The organism is Treponema primitia (assembly GCF_046533075.1).
In the GTDB taxonomy this organism is placed as follows: domain Bacteria; phylum Spirochaetota; class Spirochaetia; order Treponematales; family Breznakiellaceae; genus Termitinema; species Termitinema primitia_B.
Window position 1 is genome coordinate 80,912 of the sequence record NZ_JAJQRB010000046.1, and the last position, 17,964, is coordinate 98,875.

General features: G+C 48.9%; 19 protein-coding genes and 4 tRNA genes. 17 read left to right on the plus strand and 6 right to left on the minus strand.

All coding sequences use genetic code 11. From position 1 onward, the window contains the following. Positions 1-42 precede the first annotated feature (42 nt). From LQZ19_RS09430 to LQZ19_RS09440, 3 genes are read left to right on the plus strand one after another with little or no spacing between them, the layout of a single operon-like run. Positions 43-1,488 (plus strand): S41 family peptidase, encoded by a 1,446-nt coding sequence (locus tag LQZ19_RS09430; RefSeq protein ID WP_411047422.1) that lies wholly within the window; start codon positions 43-45, stop codon positions 1,486-1,488. A gap of 14 nt (positions 1,489-1,502) precedes the next feature. After that, positions 1,503-2,324: an RsmE family RNA methyltransferase gene (locus tag LQZ19_RS09435; protein ID WP_411047423.1), complete on the plus strand. Its 822-nt coding sequence runs from the start codon at positions 1,503-1,505 to the stop codon at positions 2,322-2,324. Continuing rightward, on the plus strand, positions 2,297-3,070 hold the full coding sequence (locus LQZ19_RS09440) for a WecB/TagA/CpsF family glycosyltransferase (protein WP_411047424.1): 774 nt from the start codon (positions 2,297-2,299) through the stop codon (positions 3,068-3,070). The genes LQZ19_RS09435 and LQZ19_RS09440 overlap by 28 nt, the downstream gene beginning before the upstream one ends. On the opposite strand, the gene LQZ19_RS09445 is transcribed toward LQZ19_RS09440, so the two are convergent. Continuing rightward, entirely contained in the window at positions 3,057-3,788 is a 732-nt protein-coding gene (locus tag LQZ19_RS09445; protein WP_411047425.1) for an RNA methyltransferase, read from the minus strand. The genes LQZ19_RS09440 and LQZ19_RS09445 overlap by 14 nt on opposite strands. 246 nt (positions 3,789-4,034) lie before the next feature. Here LQZ19_RS09445 and LQZ19_RS09450 point away from each other — a divergent pair, with 246 nt between their 5' ends. The 6 genes from LQZ19_RS09450 to LQZ19_RS09475 all read left to right on the plus strand — a co-directional run bounded on the left by LQZ19_RS09450 (position 4,035) and on the right by LQZ19_RS09475 (position 9,520). Further along, complete coding sequence (locus tag LQZ19_RS09450) at positions 4,035-4,586, plus strand: STAS domain-containing protein (protein WP_010254341.1); 552 nt, start codon at positions 4,035-4,037, stop codon at positions 4,584-4,586. Between the two features lie 31 nt (positions 4,587-4,617). Further along, positions 4,618-5,019 carry a YbjN domain-containing protein gene (locus tag LQZ19_RS09455; RefSeq protein WP_411047426.1) on the plus strand — a complete coding sequence of 134 codons (402 nt, stop codon included), beginning with the start codon at positions 4,618-4,620 and terminating at the stop codon, positions 5,017-5,019. Between the two features lie 21 nt (positions 5,020-5,040). After that, the gene (locus LQZ19_RS09460; protein ID WP_411047427.1) at positions 5,041-5,736 is read left to right on the plus strand and encodes a PspA/IM30 family protein; all 696 of its coding nucleotides are present in this window, start codon (positions 5,041-5,043) and stop codon (positions 5,734-5,736) included. 334 nt (positions 5,737-6,070) lie between these two features. Beyond that, positions 6,071-7,051: a hypothetical protein gene (locus tag LQZ19_RS09465; protein ID WP_411047428.1), complete on the plus strand. Its 981-nt coding sequence runs from the start codon at positions 6,071-6,073 to the stop codon at positions 7,049-7,051. Further along, complete coding sequence (locus LQZ19_RS09470; RefSeq protein WP_411047429.1) at positions 7,048-8,874, plus strand: LptF/LptG permease family protein; 1,827 nt, start codon at positions 7,048-7,050, stop codon at positions 8,872-8,874. Before LQZ19_RS09465 ends, LQZ19_RS09470 begins: the two co-directional genes overlap by 4 nt. A 4-nt stretch (positions 8,875-8,878) precedes the next feature. Next, the gene (locus LQZ19_RS09475) at positions 8,879-9,520 is read left to right on the plus strand and encodes a hypothetical protein (protein ID WP_411047430.1); all 642 of its coding nucleotides are present in this window, start codon (positions 8,879-8,881) and stop codon (positions 9,518-9,520) included. Between the two features lie 20 nt (positions 9,521-9,540). On the opposite strand, the gene murA is transcribed toward LQZ19_RS09475, so the two are convergent. Together murA and LQZ19_RS09485 are read right to left on the minus strand one after the other, a co-directional pair. Next, entirely contained in the window at positions 9,541-10,821 is a 1,281-nt protein-coding gene (gene murA / locus LQZ19_RS09480; RefSeq protein ID WP_411047431.1) for a UDP-N-acetylglucosamine 1-carboxyvinyltransferase, read from the minus strand. Positions 10,822-10,892: 71 nt separating this feature from the next. Next, positions 10,893-11,543, minus strand: a complete 651-nt coding sequence (locus LQZ19_RS09485) for a diacylglycerol/polyprenol kinase family protein (protein ID WP_411047432.1) — start codon at positions 11,541-11,543, stop codon at positions 10,893-10,895. A 733-nt stretch (positions 11,544-12,276) separates the two neighbouring features. On the opposite strand from LQZ19_RS09485, the gene LQZ19_RS09490 reads away from it, so the two are divergent. The 5 genes from LQZ19_RS09490 (at position 12,277) to LQZ19_RS09510 (ending at position 14,396) form a co-directional block, all read left to right on the plus strand. After that, a complete protein-coding gene (locus LQZ19_RS09490; RefSeq protein WP_411047433.1) occupies positions 12,277-13,785 on the plus strand; it encodes a hypothetical protein in 1,509 nt (502 codons plus the stop codon). A 306-nt stretch (positions 13,786-14,091) separates the two neighbouring features. Continuing rightward, positions 14,092-14,163, plus strand: a tRNA-Asp gene (locus tag LQZ19_RS09495). A 6-nt stretch (positions 14,164-14,169) separates the two neighbouring features. Next, positions 14,170-14,240 (plus strand) — tRNA-Cys (locus tag LQZ19_RS09500). A 2-nt stretch (positions 14,241-14,242) separates the two neighbouring features. Beyond that, positions 14,243-14,314: transfer RNA gene (locus tag LQZ19_RS09505), tRNA-His, on the plus strand. 8 nt (positions 14,315-14,322) lie between these two features. Next, positions 14,323-14,396, plus strand: a tRNA-Ile gene (locus LQZ19_RS09510). Positions 14,397-14,450: 54 nt separating this feature from the next. On the opposite strand, the gene LQZ19_RS09515 is transcribed toward LQZ19_RS09510, so the two are convergent. From LQZ19_RS09515 to LQZ19_RS09525, 3 genes are all read right to left on the minus strand, one after another. Continuing rightward, entirely contained in the window at positions 14,451-14,849 is a 399-nt protein-coding gene (locus LQZ19_RS09515) for an HIRAN domain-containing protein (RefSeq protein WP_411047434.1), read from the minus strand. Continuing rightward, complete coding sequence (locus LQZ19_RS09520) at positions 14,846-15,652, minus strand: hypothetical protein (protein ID WP_411047435.1); 807 nt, start codon at positions 15,650-15,652, stop codon at positions 14,846-14,848. Before LQZ19_RS09520 ends, LQZ19_RS09515 begins: the two co-directional genes overlap by 4 nt. 81 nt (positions 15,653-15,733) lie before the next feature. Beyond that, complete coding sequence (locus LQZ19_RS09525; protein WP_411047436.1) at positions 15,734-15,952, minus strand: hypothetical protein; 219 nt, start codon at positions 15,950-15,952, stop codon at positions 15,734-15,736. Between the two features lie 10 nt (positions 15,953-15,962). Here LQZ19_RS09525 and LQZ19_RS09530 point away from each other — a divergent pair, with 10 nt between their 5' ends. The 3 genes from LQZ19_RS09530 (at position 15,963) to LQZ19_RS09540 (ending at position 17,953) form a co-directional block, all read left to right on the plus strand. Continuing rightward, on the plus strand, positions 15,963-16,130 hold the full coding sequence (locus LQZ19_RS09530) for a hypothetical protein (RefSeq protein ID WP_411047460.1): 168 nt from the start codon (positions 15,963-15,965) through the stop codon (positions 16,128-16,130). Positions 16,131-16,512: 382 nt separating this feature from the next. Continuing rightward, the gene (locus LQZ19_RS09535) at positions 16,513-16,857 is read left to right on the plus strand and encodes a type II toxin-antitoxin system RelE/ParE family toxin (protein ID WP_411047437.1); all 345 of its coding nucleotides are present in this window, start codon (positions 16,513-16,515) and stop codon (positions 16,855-16,857) included. Continuing rightward, positions 16,850-17,953, plus strand: a complete 1,104-nt coding sequence (locus LQZ19_RS09540) for a HigA family addiction module antitoxin (protein ID WP_411047438.1) — start codon at positions 16,850-16,852, stop codon at positions 17,951-17,953. The genes LQZ19_RS09535 and LQZ19_RS09540 overlap by 8 nt, the downstream gene beginning before the upstream one ends. Positions 17,954-17,964: the final 11 nt, after the last annotated feature.

Sequence of the window (17,964 nt, forward strand, 5' to 3'; positions counted from 1 at the left end):
CTGGCGCCCAAGACTGTGCCATCGGCACCCAAGACTGTGCCGATGGTATGGATTGTTGCAATCCTGATCCTCAGCGTGATATTTATCTTTGCGTCTGTACCTCGTATGTATGCCCAGGGCAATGACCAGGATTCTAAAAAGTATACTTCGGTTATTCAGAATGTTTTTGATTTTATTCAAAAACGTTATGTAGAAGATGTCGATCCAAAGATTCTGTATGAGGGGGCCATGTCCGGCATGTTTAAAGCCCTGGGAGATCCCTACACCGCCTTTTTGCCGGAATCGGAAATGTCCGACTTGAACGATACTACCCATGGGAATTTCGGCGGGGTGGGCTTGTATATAACCAAACCGACTGCGGCCAGGCCCGATGGAAGGCCCCCCTATGTGGAGGTGGCTTCCCCAATGGAGGATACTCCCGGATGGAGGGCAGGGATCAACCCCGGCGACCTTATCGTCGAAATAAACGACGAATCCACGGATGCCCTGTCCATGGACGAAGTCTTAAACCGTCTCCGGGGAACCCCCGGGGTGGAGGTAAAGCTCCTGATCCGCCGGGGAGAAAAGCTTGAATTTCCCATTACCCTCACCAGAGCTATTATTGAGGTCCCCACGGTTAAACATGATATGATCGGAAGTATTGGGTATCTTAAGCTCCTCACCTTTACCCCTATGAGCGTAGACAGAACCAAGGAAGCCCTGGACGATTTAAAGGGTAAGAACTATACCAGTTTTATCCTGGATCTGCGGAACAATTACGGAGGGCTCCTCACTTCTGCGGTGGGCATCAGCGATCTCTTTCTGGAAGGCGGGGTGGTAGTATCCACTAAATCCCGGATTTCATCGGAGAATCAGGTGTTTACCGCCCGCCGGAGTACGGTGGTCCCGTCGAATATCCCCATCATCGTCCTTATCAACCGCGGTTCCGCCTCGGCGTCGGAGATTGTAGCGGGGGCGCTGAAGGACCGGGGCCGGGCCTTTTTGGTGGGCGAAAAGTCCTACGGAAAGGGTTCGGTACAGCAGGTGTATCCCCTGGAACAATCGGGGTTTCGGATAACCACCGCCCGGTACTATACCCCCAGCGATGTAAACATCGATAAAATCGGTATACCCCCGGATAGGGAGGTACTGTTTCCGGAATTTTCCGATGATGAAGCGGAAAAACTGAACGGCCTTATTACCGATAACCGTATCCCCGCCTTTGTTGAGGCAAATCCCAATGCCAACTCCGAAGCGGTAAACGCCTTTGCCCGGGAATTGAACAGCGAATACAAAATCGATCTTTCCCTACTCCGCCGGCTTATCCGGAATGAGCAGAACCGTACCGCCATTGCCCCGGTTTACGATCTGGAATACGATGTACAGCTCCAGGAGGCGGTCAACATACTGAAGAACGGAAACTACGGCCAGTTGATGCAGACCACCAAGACCCTGCGGGAATTGCAGAATGAGGCGGTTCTGGAGGATGATACCGCCCTGGCTTCATAAAAGAGCGGAGGGACATGAAACAGTTCATCCTACCCTCCCCTCCGGATTCTCAGGGGATAGTACGGCTCACCGGTAAAGATTTTCATTATCTGGCCCGGGTCCGTCGTTTAAAGGAGGGGGTGGTTTTTAATGCCCTCCTCCCGGCCGCCGAAGGAAACCTGAGCAGCGAAGTCCGGGTTTTGGTACAGTCTGTGTCCGATAACTGCCTTACCGGGCAATGTCTCCCTGCGGAACTGTCCAACCGGGGGTCGAGCGGCGAAACATCCCTGCCCCGCATAATTTTGTTCCAGGCTCTGCCCAAGGGCGCCAAGCTGGATCTCATAGTCCGTCAGGCTGCCGAAGGCGGTATTGCCGAAATCCATCCCTTCAGTTCCGATTATTCCATACCCCAGATCGAGGGAACCGGACGGGTTGAACGGTGGCGCCGGATTATCAAGGAAGCCCGGCAGCAGAGCGGCTCCTCTACCGCCACGGAAATTGCTCCTCCCTGTACGGTGGAAGCCCTGTTGGATTACTGGGAAACCGTAAAAAAACGAGCCCTACGCCCCCTGGGGATCATCCTCCATCAGAACCCCAGGGATTTTGCCGAACCCCTTGCACAGAGCGGGTTCCATGGTTATCTTAGTATTAATCCTGATCTGGTTGTCCTTACAATAGGCCCTGAAGGAGGATTTTCTCCGGAAGAGGTTTCCCGGTTTTTAGCGGCGGGACTCAAACCCCTGGTTATAGGAAATACCGTTTTGAGAACCGAAACCGCCGCCCTATATGCCGCAGCAGCGGTTCGGATCATTCTTTTGGAGAGTACAACGTGGACTCTGACAACATCGCACCGATAGAACGGATTAATGTCCTAAAGGTTCCTCTGGATATAGTGTCCCAGGAAGCATTAACCGAAAAGGTTTATGAACTGCTCGCCCCGGAAAAGGATGGGCGTATTAAGGGGCAAAATATCGTCCTCCTGTCCCTCTGGGATCTGTTGCGGGCTCGGGGGGCTAATGAATACCGGGACTTTGTGCAAAAAGCCGCCCTGATCCTCCCCATTTCGAAAAGTTTAATCGGCGGTTCCCGGTTCTTAACCGGTAAAACCCCGGTACGATATATGCCCTTTGACTTTATCATCAGCCTTCTGACCATCCTGGAAAACCGGGAACTGTCGGTTTACCTTTTAGGGGCAAAATCACGAATTCTCAAAAAAACCGAAAAAAACATACGCCAAACCTTTCCTAAACTCCGGGTAGTCGGCCGTTTTGTGGGCAACTTCAAGCGCCAGGACGAAAACACCATACTGGAGGCTATACGAAAAGCCTCACCCTCGCTGCTGCTCATCGGCAAGGGGGTCCACGGAGGAGAACGGTGGATTGCCAGAAACACCGGCTTGCTCAACCCCGGCTTGCGGCTCTGGTGCAGCGATATCTTCGATGTCTTTTCGGAGCGTAAAAGACGCCCCTCCCGCGCGGTTTTTGACCGGGGCTTTGAATGGTTCGGTTACTGTTTCCAGCGCCCGCTCCGCTTTTTCCGTATTTTCCCTTATTTTTACTATAAAATACTGCTTTTGATTTATCGGGTGTTTAAGAAGAACTAAGCCTCGCCGCTTTTACGAAGATATTCCTCAGGTACCGGCCCTCGTCGGCGGTTAGCCCGGCCCGGGCAAAAACGTCCCGGAGGAACCGTTCCTGTTCTTCCCGGCCACGCTGCTTGTAAAAGCCGAGGCCGGCCAGGGAATCGCTTATCGACTTGACCAAGGCGTCCTGGCTGATCCGGTCTAGGGGCCTCCAGGTTCCTGCCACCGGGGCAGGGTTGGGGTCCAGGGTACGGAAAAGCTGGTAGGCATAAATCTGGACGGCGTGGGAAAGGTTCAGCGAAGGAAAGGCATCGTCCACAGGGATGTGGGAGGCCAGATTGCAAAGGTTGAGTTCCGACGCCTCAAGGCCGGTACGTTCGTTGCCAAAAACCAGGGCTGCCGGGCCGGGGTGGCATTTCAGGAAGGCGGCGCATTCCTCCGGGGTCTGGGTTACGGCTTTCCGGTGGTGGCCCCGGCGCCGGGTGGTTCCAATTACCAGGGAAAGGTCCGCCACGGCGGCGGCCAGGGTATCGAAGGTTTCCGCATCCTCCCAGACCTGCTCCGCATGAACCGCCCGGGCCAGCAGCACGGCCTCGTCCCGGGACGTTTTAGCGCCAGGCGCCGGGGCTACCAGACGCAGCCGGGTAAGGCCCATGTTCTTCATGGCCCGGCAAACCGCTCCCACATTTCCCGGTTCTGAGGGGCGGCAGAGGATTATCACCAGATCCGAGAGGTACATGAGTTATTTTATCCGTTTTTTTCGGAGATAGGGAAGCATAGAAATTGCCCCAATTTTACCGGTTGACGATGGGCCGGGATTGTAATATGCTATATATTGATAGGAAATTTTAAATAATTAACGAGGTTTGACAAAGCCATAACGAGCTAATATGATATATTAGAGTGTTAAAGGCCGATACTGGAATATACCGGTGGGTTATGTCAACGAAGTTATAGGGAGTTGATTTTGGGCGAAGGGAGCGTCATGACTAACAACGAGATCGTATCCGGGTTCGATGACGAAAAGGACGAAAGCCTCAAGATAAAACTACAAAAGATATCTGAGGTTGAAGGGTGCCTTGTTCTGTATCTCTCCGGCTATATCGATACGTATAATTCAAATTATTTTCAAAAACGGGTGGCCAAGGCTATTGATGCCGGGTTTATCCGTCTGGTGTTCCAGTGCGGAGGGCTCAACTATGTTTCCTCCACCGGTATCGGGTCCTTTACCGCCTTTCTCAAGTCCGTAAAGCCCAGGGGCGGAGATCTGGTTCTGTTGGAAATCCAGCCTAAGGTGTACGAAGTATTCCAATTGTTAGGGTTCTCCCAGTTTTTCAATATTAAAGACAACCTTGATGATTCGGTTAATTTCTTCCGCAGCGGTGTACCCGGAGAACAGCTTTCGCTTTTCCCAAAGGTTTTCTCCTGCCCCATTTGTTCCAAAAAGCTTAAGGCGCTGAAACCCGGTCGTTTCCGGTGTTCCGAATGCAAAACTATTCTGGCTATTGATAATTCGGGTCAGGTATTCCTCGGTTAATCCGATTCATATTTCACCCATCGGAGATCCCATGGCAACTTATAACGAAGTTTCCCGTGCAGAGAATAAGATCGAACAGTACCTTATCGACCTCATGTTTACCTATCAGGAAATTGGGAATAATGTCTGGCTTATTGATGATGAAGAACACGGCATGGAAGGGGTGGCGGTAGCCTTGAACGAACCCCTGGTAGTTTTTAGGGTGGTGGTAATGGATGCCCCCAAGGAAAACCGCCTCGAACTGTTCACCAAGCTCCTGGAGCTCAACGCCAGCGATTTAGTGCACGGCGCCTATGCCCTGGAGGAGAACAAAATAGTTTTAATTGATACATTGGAATACGATACCATGGATTATACCGAATTTCGGGCCTCTCTTGACGCTTTTAGTCTTGCCCTGATTCAGCATTATCCGTTACTTTCTCAATACAGATAATTTGGTGGGAGGTCAGATACCGTGGGAATTTTTTCAAGATTAAAGACCCTTATTTCTTCAAACGTGAATGATTTAATAAATAAAGCCGAAAACCCGGAAAAAATGCTCAACCAGCTTCTGATCGATATGAATACCCAGCTCATTGAGTCAAAGAAAGCGGTGGCCATGGCCATTGCGGACGAAAAGAAGCTTGAGCGGGAAACGGCAAACCAGGAAGCCCTGGCCCAGGAATGGGAAAAGAAAGCCATGCTGGCGGTTCGGGCGGGCAAGGACGATCTGGCCCGGGAAGCCCTGCTCCGTAAGCAGGAATACGAAAACGCCTCGGCGGAGTACCGTAAACAGTGGGAAGCCCAGAAAGCGGCGGTGGATAAGCTCAAGATATCCCTGAAGGAACTGCAGAACAAAATTGACGAGGCCCAGCGGAAAAAGAACTTACTTATAGCCCGGGCCAAGCGCGCGGAAGCCCAGCAGAAGATCCAGAGCACCATGTCCAGTGTAACCGGTAATCGAACCGCCTTTGACGCATTTGACCGTATAGCCCAGAAGGTGGACCAACTGGAAGCCCAGGCGGATGCGGCTAAGGAGCTGGAGGATCTTTCCGCCAATAACGACCTGGAAAAGAAGTTTGCCGAGCTGGAAAAGTCGGATGATACTGCGGATCTGATGCTCCTGGAGCTAAAAGAAAAAATGAAGGCTTTGCCGGAAAAAACCGAATAATACTAACTTGTATTATGTTCAATACCTGTGGATAAATTGTTGATACCCTGGGAATTATAAGGCGGGTGTATCAGTTTTTATACACCGATGGTTTTTCTATGTATCCCGGAATTATAGTTTGATTTATAATTCTATATAATACAAAGAATTATACATTTTATTTACTATATTTAATGTTTTTTCCGTTTAGATTTACCTAAATTTTCCTTGTCCGCCTAAAAACCCATGCAAAATCACCAAGTATTTCTCTGTGCATAAACTGTGTATATGCAGGCGCCCGAAAAGCTTTTCCCCCATGTTGCAAACCGGGGTTTCTCATGCTAGGCTAGAGATAATGAAAAATATAGCACGGCTGGTGCTCTTTTTTAGCCTCATGTTTATCATAGCCTTCGTTCTCGGTGGGGTTCTCCGGTACATCCAGCTTGCCTTGGATGCCGCACGGACCATTCCCATCGGCCCCCCGGTGGAATTGCGGGAATTCCTTTCCGCCCTCCAAAAAATAGTTCCCCTGGTCCTGTATATTTCTATCCTGTTAAGCCTCAGTTATACCGCCCGGCAGGCTATTCCCATGCCTGTAGCTATTTTTTGTCTCCTTATTCTGGCCGGCGGCGCTGTCCTGGGGGTATCCCTGGGTCTCCTCCACCTTAAATCCGACGATACCCTCCAACTACCTCTGTTTTCATCAAGCTACACCGACGGAAAACTGAAAACCCTGGGCTCCCCGGGAATTATTCTTTCCCAGGGGGATACGGTAATGGTGGTCCTGGGTGATCCCGGTGAGGCGGGGAGTCCCCGGATGGTATCAATCCCCGGACGTCCTTTGATCTATCAGGAACTGCCTTCGGGGCCTAATAATACCATCATAGCCCTGCCTCCGGCCCCCTTTAGGGATGAAAAATCCTACCTGACGAGCGGCTTTCTCGTCGATTCAGCCCTGGTGGCGGATCAGTTTGAAACCAGATTGGGTAAGGGGCTCATTCCCTTCGCTATTTATGCGGGCGCTCTTGTCTTTTTGCTGGTGTCCCTCCGCTTTGTGCTGGATCTCAGTTCCTGGCCCCTGGCAAATCTTTTTTCCGGCGCCCTGGTATTCCGGGGCATCCTGGCATTTCAAACCTTCGTCGATTCCCGGATCGTACAGGACTTTATCCTCAATTTTTTTGACAACCGGATAGACGCCTCTATAATAAGCCCCGTTATTTTTACCGGACTCGCTCTGCTTATCCTTCTGTATACATTCCTGGGTAGTCTGGTCCGCGGCCGGATCGGGGTGGGCCATGAGCCGCGCCAAAAGAAGCGGCGGGAAGGGCGCCAATGATAAACCGGGAGAGCCTTGTTTCCTCTGCGGAGAAATTCGCCGGGAACAAGGTAGGAATTTTTATCATCTATATCTTGGTTTCCTTTGTCGTTGTGGTGGCCTACCGCTTTGTTTTCCCAGGCGGGGCGATCCCTCTGGAGTATTTTTCCTTACAATGGCGTTTTACGCAGGGTATTTTGGATTTTATCGATCTCTTTCCGGCTTTGACCATGGCATCCCTGGTTATTCCCTTTGGATTTAATACGGATGAGGAAGAAAATTTTCCCCGGTTCTCCCTAAAATTTATCGAAAAGATTCAGGGGGCTATCCTTGCCGCTATAATCGCCGCCGCATGCTACGGGCTTTTGTTCTTTATCGCCTTTCCCCTTGCCGAGGAATACCAATCGAATATGCGCTTTAAGGGTGAACTATTCAAAATAGCTAAGGAAAGGACGGAGATAGCCGCGGCACAAAGAAATTGGCAGGAGGCATCCCATTTTCTCGCGATCTGTGAAAATATATGGCCCCTGAGTTCTATTATGGAACAGGCCAGGGCAACGGTCACCGTAGGGATAGAGACTGTCCAATTTTCCGGAAGTGGTATCCGGCCGGTTTTGGGACAGGGGTCCGCAAACCGGGAAGACGAAGCGGCTCTACGGAAGGCGGTACGGGATACTGCGGAAGCCCTGAATATGGCTAAAACAGCCTTAGCCGAAGAACGGTACTATGACGCCCATTGGCTTGCCACCCTGGCCTCCCATTTAGCCAGGGCAGGGAGTATTGAAGCCCGGGAAGCTGCCCGGACGGCAAGCCTTGCCTGGAACGCTGTCTCTTCTATGGAGCCCGGTATCCGTGAAGCCCAAAACTATTCCCTGTACCATCTTAAACGGAAAGGCTATGAGGCTATGGTTTCCAATGATTGGATCCGCGCCTATTATATTTTCAGGGAGCTTACTGAACTAAGCCCGGAAGATCCGGATGTGGTTAAATTCCTCGGCATGAGCGAGAAAGGAACCACCGAGGTTGCCTTCTTTCTTGATGAAATAGAGGCGGGTATCGGGGAAAACCTTACCGGAGCGGTATTCTCTATCCCCTTGGTACCCACAGCTCAGGCAGTTGGTCAGCCGTCCTCAGGGACTCCCGGGGGCCGGGTCGTGATGCGGGCCGATTCCCTCATGACCTACCCGGATTTCTCCTACGCCATCGGTCTTGAGATTGTTGCCTTTGACGGAAACAACCAAGCTCTCTACGAGATGGAAGCCCGGTATGCCAAACTTATCCCCATGACGGTCCAGGGAAAGCCCAGGCTGCTTATCCTGCTGCGAGCCCTTAGCCGGTACGATGAAACGATCCGGTGGGAGCCCGTATGGACCGGTCCGGGCCATTCCGACCTGGGGGATGCTCAGATAGCCCTGGATACCACCTACGAACATTTCCTGCGGCTTTCCAAAGCCCGGCGCAGGGTGGACAGTCTTTTCCTGGTGGATCTACTAGCCATGGGCAAAGATTTCGGAAACTACGGGTATATCCCGCAGGTATTCCAGGCGGAAATTATGCGCCGTATCTCCGATCCGATAAGCCTTTTACCCCTTTCTATTCTGGCCATCATCATAGGCTGGCGTTTCCGGGCAAAAACGAAGCCCCGGTACCTGGGGTTCCCCATGCTTGTCATTATCCCTCTGGTCTTCAACTGGATGATAGATTTAATCCGGGGAATTTCTAATATCCTGGGGCTCTGGATGCTCCTTTCCCTGGGATTTTCGACGGCCATCATAATCGCTGTCGCCGGGGTATTGCTCTGTTTCATCATGTCCTTAATATTTTTAGCATCCCAACATGGATAGTACAATGAAATTTTCGTTCGTTAAAAATTGGATAGGTCCCCTCCTGGGGGCGCTTATCGGAGCTGTTAGAGGGATAACAGGAATTCTGATTGGGGTTTTTTTAGGGTGTATACTTCAGTCATTAATTGGTCAGTTTCGTATAAAAAGAAAAACAACGCGATATTTTGAGGCGCCCGGAAAAATTGATTTTAATGAGGGTGTTCCGGGTTTACCCGCCTATTGTGCCTTGGGGATAATAATCGTTTCCCAGTCGGTGAGGCCTGCCGAACCGGGTCTGCTGTTTCGCAAGGGAGCTATCGGAGATGGAGAGGTCCTTCCGGTTTCAGAAGCCGTAATGGGTAAAAGCGAGGGGGTGGAACTTATTTCCGAGCGGGTAATCCGCAGCGCCCTGTATATTTTCCCCAAAAGTTCTACGGCCCTTCCCCTGATGGAAACCTTCTGTAAGATCGCCCTTTCCATGACGGATCGGCTGAACCCGGATCTCCTGGCGGAAAGTTTAACCGCCCGGCGTTCCGGTTTCGGAGATCTTAAGCTGCTGGGGCAGGAATTAGAATCCCTGGCCCAGGGGGAGCGGGCCTTGAAGGAGGCTGTTTTTATCCGCCAGGCCCTGGACCCTGACTATATCCCCGTCAAAAAGGATCCCTGAACGAAGAAATTTTGGTTCGCTCAGTCCTCGACTCCGCGGATCTTGGCGCCCAGAGAAGAGAGCCGCGCCACTAAGTTTTCGTAACCCCGTTCTATCTGATAAACATTGCGGATAACACTCCGGCCCTCGGCGCACATGGCCGCGATAACCATGGCCATACCGGCCCGCACATCCGGGCTCTGCAGCTCCGACCCCGCCAGTTTTGCAGGTCCGGAGATCACCGCCCGGTGGGGATCGCAGAGTACAATCCGTGCGCCCATGCCGATGAGCTTATCCACAAAAAACATCCGGGATTCAAACATCTTCTCGTGAACCAGAACCGTACCGGTAACCTGGGTTGCTACCACCGTAATAATGCTGGTTAGATCCGGGGGAAAACCCGGCCAGGGCGCATCGTCTATCTTGGGAATCATCCCCCCCAGGTCGCAGTTCACCGCCATCTCCTGGTTTTTAGAAACGTGGAGGGTGGACCCTTCATGCTCCCAGACTATCCCCAGCTTGCCAAAGGCAATCTTTGCAGGCCGCAGATCCTGGAAACGGGGACCTTCGATTGAGAGTTCCCCCCCGGTAACCGCCGCAAGGCCGATGAAGGAACCCACCTCCATAAAGTCCGCGCCAATCTCAAAGTCGCAGCCCGAAAGCTTTTTCACGCCGTTTATTCTGAGGATATTGGAGCCTATACCATCGATACGGGCGCCCATGGCGCTGAGCATACGGCAAAGGTCCTGGACGTGGGGTTCGCTGGCGGCGTTGGTCAGGAGGGTTTCCCCCTTGGCCAGAACCGCTGCCATGACGGCGTTTTCCGTAGCAGTTACCGAAGCTTCGTCCAGAAAAATATCCGCCCCGCGAAGCTCCGCAGCGGTAAAGTTAAAGGCGCCGTTAATTTCCACCTGGGCGCCCAATTCGGTAAGCGTCAGAAAGTGGGTATCCAGCCGTCTGCGGCCGATAACATCCCCCCCGGGCGGCGGCAGCACCACCTTCCCGGTCCTTGCCAAAAGGGGCCCCGCAAAAAGGATAGACGCCCGGATTTTCCGCGCATATTCCAGGGGCACCTCGGAGGAGCTGATATTCCCCAGCTTCATCCGGTAGGCATTCGGCCCCAAGACTTCCACGGTCCCGCCAAAGGACCGGTATATGGAAAACATCACCTGGACATCTTCAATATCGGGAATATTCCGGAGTATCACCGGCTCATCGGAAAGGAGGGCGGCGGCAATACAGGGCAAAGCGGCGTTCTTATTACCGCTGGCCCGGATAGTCCCGCTGATGGGAACACCGCCTTCAATGAAGTATTGGTTCATATGACGACTGTACCCATCAGACAAGTTTATGTCAAAGGAAAATTGAGAATTTTTGCTGATTTACGCTTTTCTTATAGGATGAACATCTGCACCACAAAACCAACGCTTATGGGCAAGGCAAGATTATCATAGTCCCTTAGGGGGAGGGCTTCCACCAGAGTCGCGGTTATGGCGGCTATAAAGGCCACCTTAAAACTTCGGGAAACACCATAGGCGGTAACAAATACCGCGCCAAAACAGGCCAGAGACCCTTCGATACTCTTACCCAACATAAAATCGGGGCGGTGCTTGCCGAAAGTTTTACCGATAAGACTGGCAAAACCATCACCAAAAGCCAGGGCATAAATGCCGATGGACGCCGCCGGGGAGGGATACAGAAGCAACGCCAGCAGGGCGCCTAAACCCAGGGTAACCGGGCCAAGCACAAAACGTTCCCGGTCCCGCGGCCGGGAAGCCATACTGGTAAGGGAGGACACCAGGGGAACCTCAATACCGGAAAGCCGGAGGGTCTCCATAACGGCATAGAAAAGGGTCCCCACCATAAGAATTGCCGCCGTGAGGGGGCGGTTCAGGGATGCCATACTGGGGCTAAGGGCAATAAGAAAATGCATGGACTTTCTGACCAGTTCGGTCTTTATTTCCTGGAGCTCAGAGGCCTCCGCATCGAAACCCATTAAACGAGAAATGCTAAAACTATTTTTATTAAGATTCATCCCTTCCATACCATAATACTAGCAAATACCGTGCCATGTTGGTTAATCCACGAAGAATATTATCTATTTCGTTATATAGTAAAGAGTTACAAAATACTGAAATCTGTCCGAAAAGCCTAGGCCGCCAAAATCGTATTAAAAAACATACAGGGTATATTCATAAAGTACTATGATACCCGCTTATTACAATTACAATTTCACCGGTATCCGCCCATTTTTCTGTCAGGCGGAAAGTTTACGGAGGCCGATCTTAATGTGACTCTTTCATCCGTCGAGCTCGTTCCTCCCAAGTCATACCATTGACAGGGTGCCATTGTATAAACTCCTCCGGAGAAAGATTTACACACCCAGGATCGCGGATAGCATGATGCTTTTGTTCGGGAGTTAACGGTGCTTTGTTCTGTTAGGCAAGTCTTCTATAGCTTCGGAAAACCTTGGAAAGGCGCAGGAGTCAAAACCTATGCTGATATGCATGGACAAAGAACACAGTCAAGCGAAAAGATGTTATTTGCTATTTCCATTTATCTAAGCCTCTTTTTAGAATTCTTATGTATGGTAATACATGGTATATCAGTGTGTAAAGCTTAAAAGTGAGTGGATTCAAACAACCCTTGATACTTACAAGAAAATTAACAAATGAAAGGCAGGAGGGGTGACATATGTCACTGTTTCACTGGATTTGTATACAGAAAAACATAAGGGTCGACGAAAATTTGGGCAGGGAGCGGGAAAAGGAGAAACTATGAATGGAAATACGGAAATTACCCTGTTTGTTTCAGAAAACGGGGATGACCGAAATGACGGGAGCCAGCAAAACCCTCTGTGGAGTATTGCGGCGGCGCTGGGGAAAATTGTGTGGAAATCCTACGAAAAAGCGGAAATTGTCATCTCCGGGACCATTACCGAACCTGCGGCGCGGATGGCGATGATCGATGTTTCCGGAAAGGGACTGCCGCCGATTTTCCTTCGAGGAGAAAGCCCGGAACGGCCCGGAATACTGGATGCCGATGGGCTTGATAAACAGGTAATATATATTTCCGATGGTAACAGCGTATGCATGGTGGATAACATCGTGATCCGGGGTGGTTCGGCAGACATCAACGGTGGCTCAGGGGTTTGTATCCAGGGGGGAACTTTGATCATGGAGGGCGGTGAAATTTCGGACAACCATGTCGGGATAGGCATGGGCGGCGGTGTGTATGTGGGAAGGGATAGCGAATTTATCATGCGGGATGGAGCTGTTGTCCGAAACAGCAGCAAGATGTTTGGCGGCGGAGTATTCGCCGATGATGGCGGCGTCTTTACCATGCACGGAGGCTGTATCGCCGACAATACGGCCGCCGTTTCAGGGGCGGGTATCTTTGTGGGACTCGACGCTGAATTTTCCATGCATGACGGTACTATCGAAAAAAACTATGTTGGCGGCCAAGGGGATGCAAAGATTGGGGGGATCATGGTTCCCTCCGGAAATGGAGGTGGTGTGTATGTTGACGACCGGGCGGTCTTTACCATGTATGATGGTTTAATCCAAAAAAACCGTGCCGTCACAGTCCGGAGTGAAGTACCGGACGGAGGATCCGGAGGCGGCGTCTATGTTGCGGAGGGCGCTGTCTTCAACTATCTGTTTGGGGACATTTCCGAAAATAACGCAAGTAATTGGGGAGGCGGTGTTTACACCGAAGGCGCTTTTACCACCGATTCAATGGCAATAGTCAGTTATAATGAGGCCGGTCTAGGCGGAGGAGGCGTTCAAGTTGCCGGAAAAAATGGCGCCTTTACGATGAAAAACGGGTACGTGGCCTATAACTCTACCAACGGTTGCGGCGGGGCGGTTTATGTCCTGACCGATAGTGTTTTTTCAATGGAGAATGGCGCAATTACAAAAAACACCGCCGCTGTGATGGGGAATGGGCTGGCTATATTCGGTAAAACCCTTATATCCGGCGGGGCTGTTTTTGACAATACCTATATAAGCCCCCAGGACTGCAAAGAAAAACCCGAGGAAACAATTACCGATATACTAAGAGAAGTTACAAAACCCGCTAAGCCGGCAAGTGATATGAGCATACGGCAGGCACATCCCGCTATACTTCTGGTAGAAACCGGAAAGTTGACCATATCCGGCGGCATACTTGAGGGCGAGGTAGCCATGACCAACCCGGGCCAGTTGGAGGATACCCGGTCTACTGAAACGGCATTTTGCGAAACAAACCGAGGGTCTGAAGGATTTAGTTATAATAAAAATAATTAAAACCTCTTGACACTATTATTTTCTTGTGAGATACTAAATTAAGTATGAAGACAAAGGCATCGTCCAAATTTGTATTTTTCCCAAAATCATTTGATCGCAATCATTGTGACATTAGCGATTCAGGAGGCGCCGTCTAAATACAAGCATATATGGATGTTTGGATTTTTTTAGGCGGCAGACCTCATGGGTTTGCCGCTTTTTTTATATCCAAATGGATTTCGTAGTTTCTCGGAGAGTAGACCAACGGCAGACAGCTGTGCTTGGGACGTAGATATTGTCGGTTCAACTCTCACTCTTAGTAATACTGCCTCGGTAGTTCAACGGTTAGAATGTTGGATTGTCGATCCAATGACCGGGGTTCGATTCCCCGTCGAGGCGTAACAAGGCATCGTGGCCAAGTGGTAAGGCGGAGGACTGCAAATCCTCAACCGCAGGTTCAAATCCTGTCGATGTCTCTGTGTAGGTGGCAGAATGGTAATGCACTGGATTGTGGATCCAGTTTATGCGGGTTCAATTCCCGTCCTACACCTGTTGTAAAGGCGGTTCGTATATCGGTTTGATTACACCGGTCTGATATACCGGATAGGGAAGTTCAACTCTTTCACCGCCTATTTTTGTCAATTGAGTAATACTTTTCTTTCATTCTTCCGGATTTTTACCGCTTCCTAATCATCCAAATAAATTTGCATGGAAACATTAAGCCAATCATCTTGATATTCCTTTTCATGAATGGTTCCATAAATCAATTTTCCGGCATCCATAAGTCTGGCTAAAACCTCATTCTTATTTCGAGGAACGTAGCCGATTTTATTGCCCCGGTCATCTTTTACTACAATGGCGAGTTTGTCATGAGGGTTATCCGGTTCCCGGAAAAAATTCAATTTCTTACCCACCACAAGGTTTGGTTCTAATTCATCAATGTTATCAACATACATGGTTCCGGCGATATGCGCGTCTACCAAATAAATCTGCTTGACAAAGGGTTTTCCGGCTGCTTTGATGGCACCTTCGCTATGAAGGATGCTTACAATATTTGTTTCATCGAGTTTAATAATATCATTCATTGCTTAGTACCCCCTGTTAATTCATTTAATTTTTGCTCGTATTGGCTGTAGACAGTATTATACTCATTGATTTTTTCAGTCAGTTCATTTTTTCTCTGTTCAACCAGTTCAGGGGAATTTAAGAAATCAATTTGATCATAAGGAAAAGACTTCTTTATATCTGCAATAATAGCCGTGATATTGATAATCCGCTCCTGCAAGGAGACTTGTTTCTTTTTCAATTCTTCCATGGTACTGGGTTTTGCGGATTGCAGGTCCGGTTTGTCTACCATGAGACTGATTGCGGAAAGGGTTTCAAAATCCCCGTTTTTATAGGCCTCCACCGCTTTAAGGAAAAGTTCGTTCTTTGCGTTGTCAGGTTCAGGCAATAAATCGGGGTGGGTTTTTTTGACTATAACACCATACAATTTCTTTACTTCTTTGGCCTTGTCCTTGTCAAGAAAACCACTTTCTTTACGGGTAAGTGCGTTTTGGAAAATTTCATATTGGACTTTGAGCTTTTTGGTATATTCCTCATATTCGATATCCAACTGCTTTTCTATTGATTCAATAATAAATATTTCCTGACGGTTTATTTTTTGACGGATCAATTCTAATTTGCGCTTTATGCGCAAAATTTGTGTTTCTATTTCATAAAGATTGTATTCCAGAACACCGATCTTAAGCATGTATTCCATCTCGATATTTTTGCATGTCTGAAATTGTAATTCATCCTTTTCAAAATATAGAGCAGCCAAGGTGTCCTGCAATTTGCTTATTTCTGAGAGGAGTTTCTGGGATTCTTCATGCGGGACCATATTCATGCTGAATACTTCCTTGCCAAGTTTATGCAGCTCGATTCGAACTCTTTTTTCAATGCTATATCCCCTGGCTTTTCTTTGTCTTTATTTTAACCTTCTAAAGCTTATTAAGGTCATATTATCTTTTACTTCGTCATGCGGTATCAAGAGGTATATCCACGGCTTTTTCCCTATGTCGGCATTGTAATCCGTAGCAATCTCACACCACTCAACAGCGGCATCTTGCTTTGATAGCACCTCGGGAGAGGACAATTCATTTTTAGCAGTTACCGAGAATTTCTCGGCAACTGCCTCGGATGGCAAAACCTATCGTATCAAGCACTATAACCTGGACGCAATCATTGCCGTGGGGTATCGGGGCAATTCAAAACGGGCTACCGATATCTCACCCAATCCCCCCAACTCCGTCTCAAGTAAAAATCTTCATCCCCAACGATTATTTTATACTGATGCCCTAAAAATGAGAGCCAGCCACCAGTGAATTTGTCCTAATTTGGCAACAGCTTGTTGCCAAAACGAAAGCCTGCAAATGTCCTTGCGCTAGGGTTTGACAGCGGACAAAAGGAAGTGGCGGGTTTGGCTGATAGAATCGAGTGCAAAGTGGAACAATTAACCACTGGTGGGCATATTTCAGCCCGGGTTGATGACAGCCGCTTTTTCCCCCGTATCTCAATACGGGTATTTGACATTTTTCCCATTTTTGTCATACAAGTAGAAAATGATTTCAAAGAAAGACGGCGCCTCCTCTGTCTGCTTTGAGAAAATAAATGGCGAATTCGGCTATCAGGTATAAAAATTTCTGGGGGCAAGGCCCTTGTATTTATTAACCTATTAGGTTAATAATACTTGACAGGAGTTAGGGTTTGGACGTATATTTTAAGAATACCAAACTGGAAAAAGAGCTTAGTATGGAAGCCAAGCTCAATACAATACATGGCGCTAAACGAGCAAAGCTGATTCGTATACGCTTGGCTGATTTGAGGGCTGCACCGAATTTGATGGAATTTTGGCCACCTTATAAACATCCGGCCCGGTGTCATGAATTAACCGGAAACAGGAAAGGGCAATTGTCGGTAGATTTGGATCACCCTTATCGCCTTATTTTTGTCCCTGACCATGATCCGGTTGCAAAAACGGAAGATGGGGGCCTTGATTGGTCCAAGGTGACCGCTATTAGAATTGAAGGAATAGAAGATACCCATGAGTAACGTAACAAAGAACACCTATTTGCCGGATTATTTAGTCACCCCCGGAGAAGTTCTTTTGGACTTTCTTGAGGGATTAAATATCACCCAGGCAGAATTATCTGACAGAACCGGTCTTACACGAAAGACTATAAATGGAATTATTAAGGCAAAAGAGCCTATAAGTTCCGAAACGGCTCTAAAATTGGAACGTACCCTAGGCCGCTCCGCTCAATATTGGAGTAATCTGGAACGCAATTATCAGGGTGATAAGGTCCGATTGGCGGAAAAAATGCGCATGGAAGCTCAATTACACTGGCTTGATAATTTTCCTATTAATGAGATGGCTAAACTGGGCTGGATTCAAAAAACTAAGGATAAAGTTGAACAACTGGAAATTCTATTGCGTTTTTTTGGCATTGCCTCTCCCAATCAATGGGTTACTTTTTGGGGTAATCTGGAAGTTAATTACCGGCAAACAACCAAGCAGGAAAAAAGCGTTGAAGCTATATCTGCATGGCTTAGGCAGGGGGAAATTGAGGCGAAGCAGATAAAATGCGCTCTTTATGACAGCAAACGTCTTCTGGAAAACATTGACAAAATACGTGCATTAACCATGGAAAAAGACCCTGAAATTTTCATTCCCGCCCTCGTTGATTTGTGTTCCGGGACAGGAGTAGTAGTGGTCTTTGTGCCGGCGCTGAAAAAAATCGGCTGTCATGGATCAACACGATGGATCGGCGACAAACCTGTAATACAGCTTAGTTTTTATCTAAAAAGCAATGATCAGTTTTGGTTTACGTTTTTTCATGAGATCGGGCATATACTAAAACATGGCCGCAAGGACTTTTTTCTTGAAGGTACCCAGCAGGAAAATAAAAAGGAAGAAGAAGCAAATGCTTTTGCACGTGACAAACTTATCCCACCTGTACAATTGAAAAAATTCCTTCAGGATCATAAACCTCCTGCATTAACGGATATTGGGCATTTTGCAAGAGAAATCGGAATTGCGCCCGGTATTGTTGTGGGTAGATTACAGCGGGAGGGTATACTTTCGTGGAAAATCGGAAATCATTTTAAGGTGTATTATGAGTGGGAAAAGCATGAAGTAAGAAGCTAGGGGCCAAATAT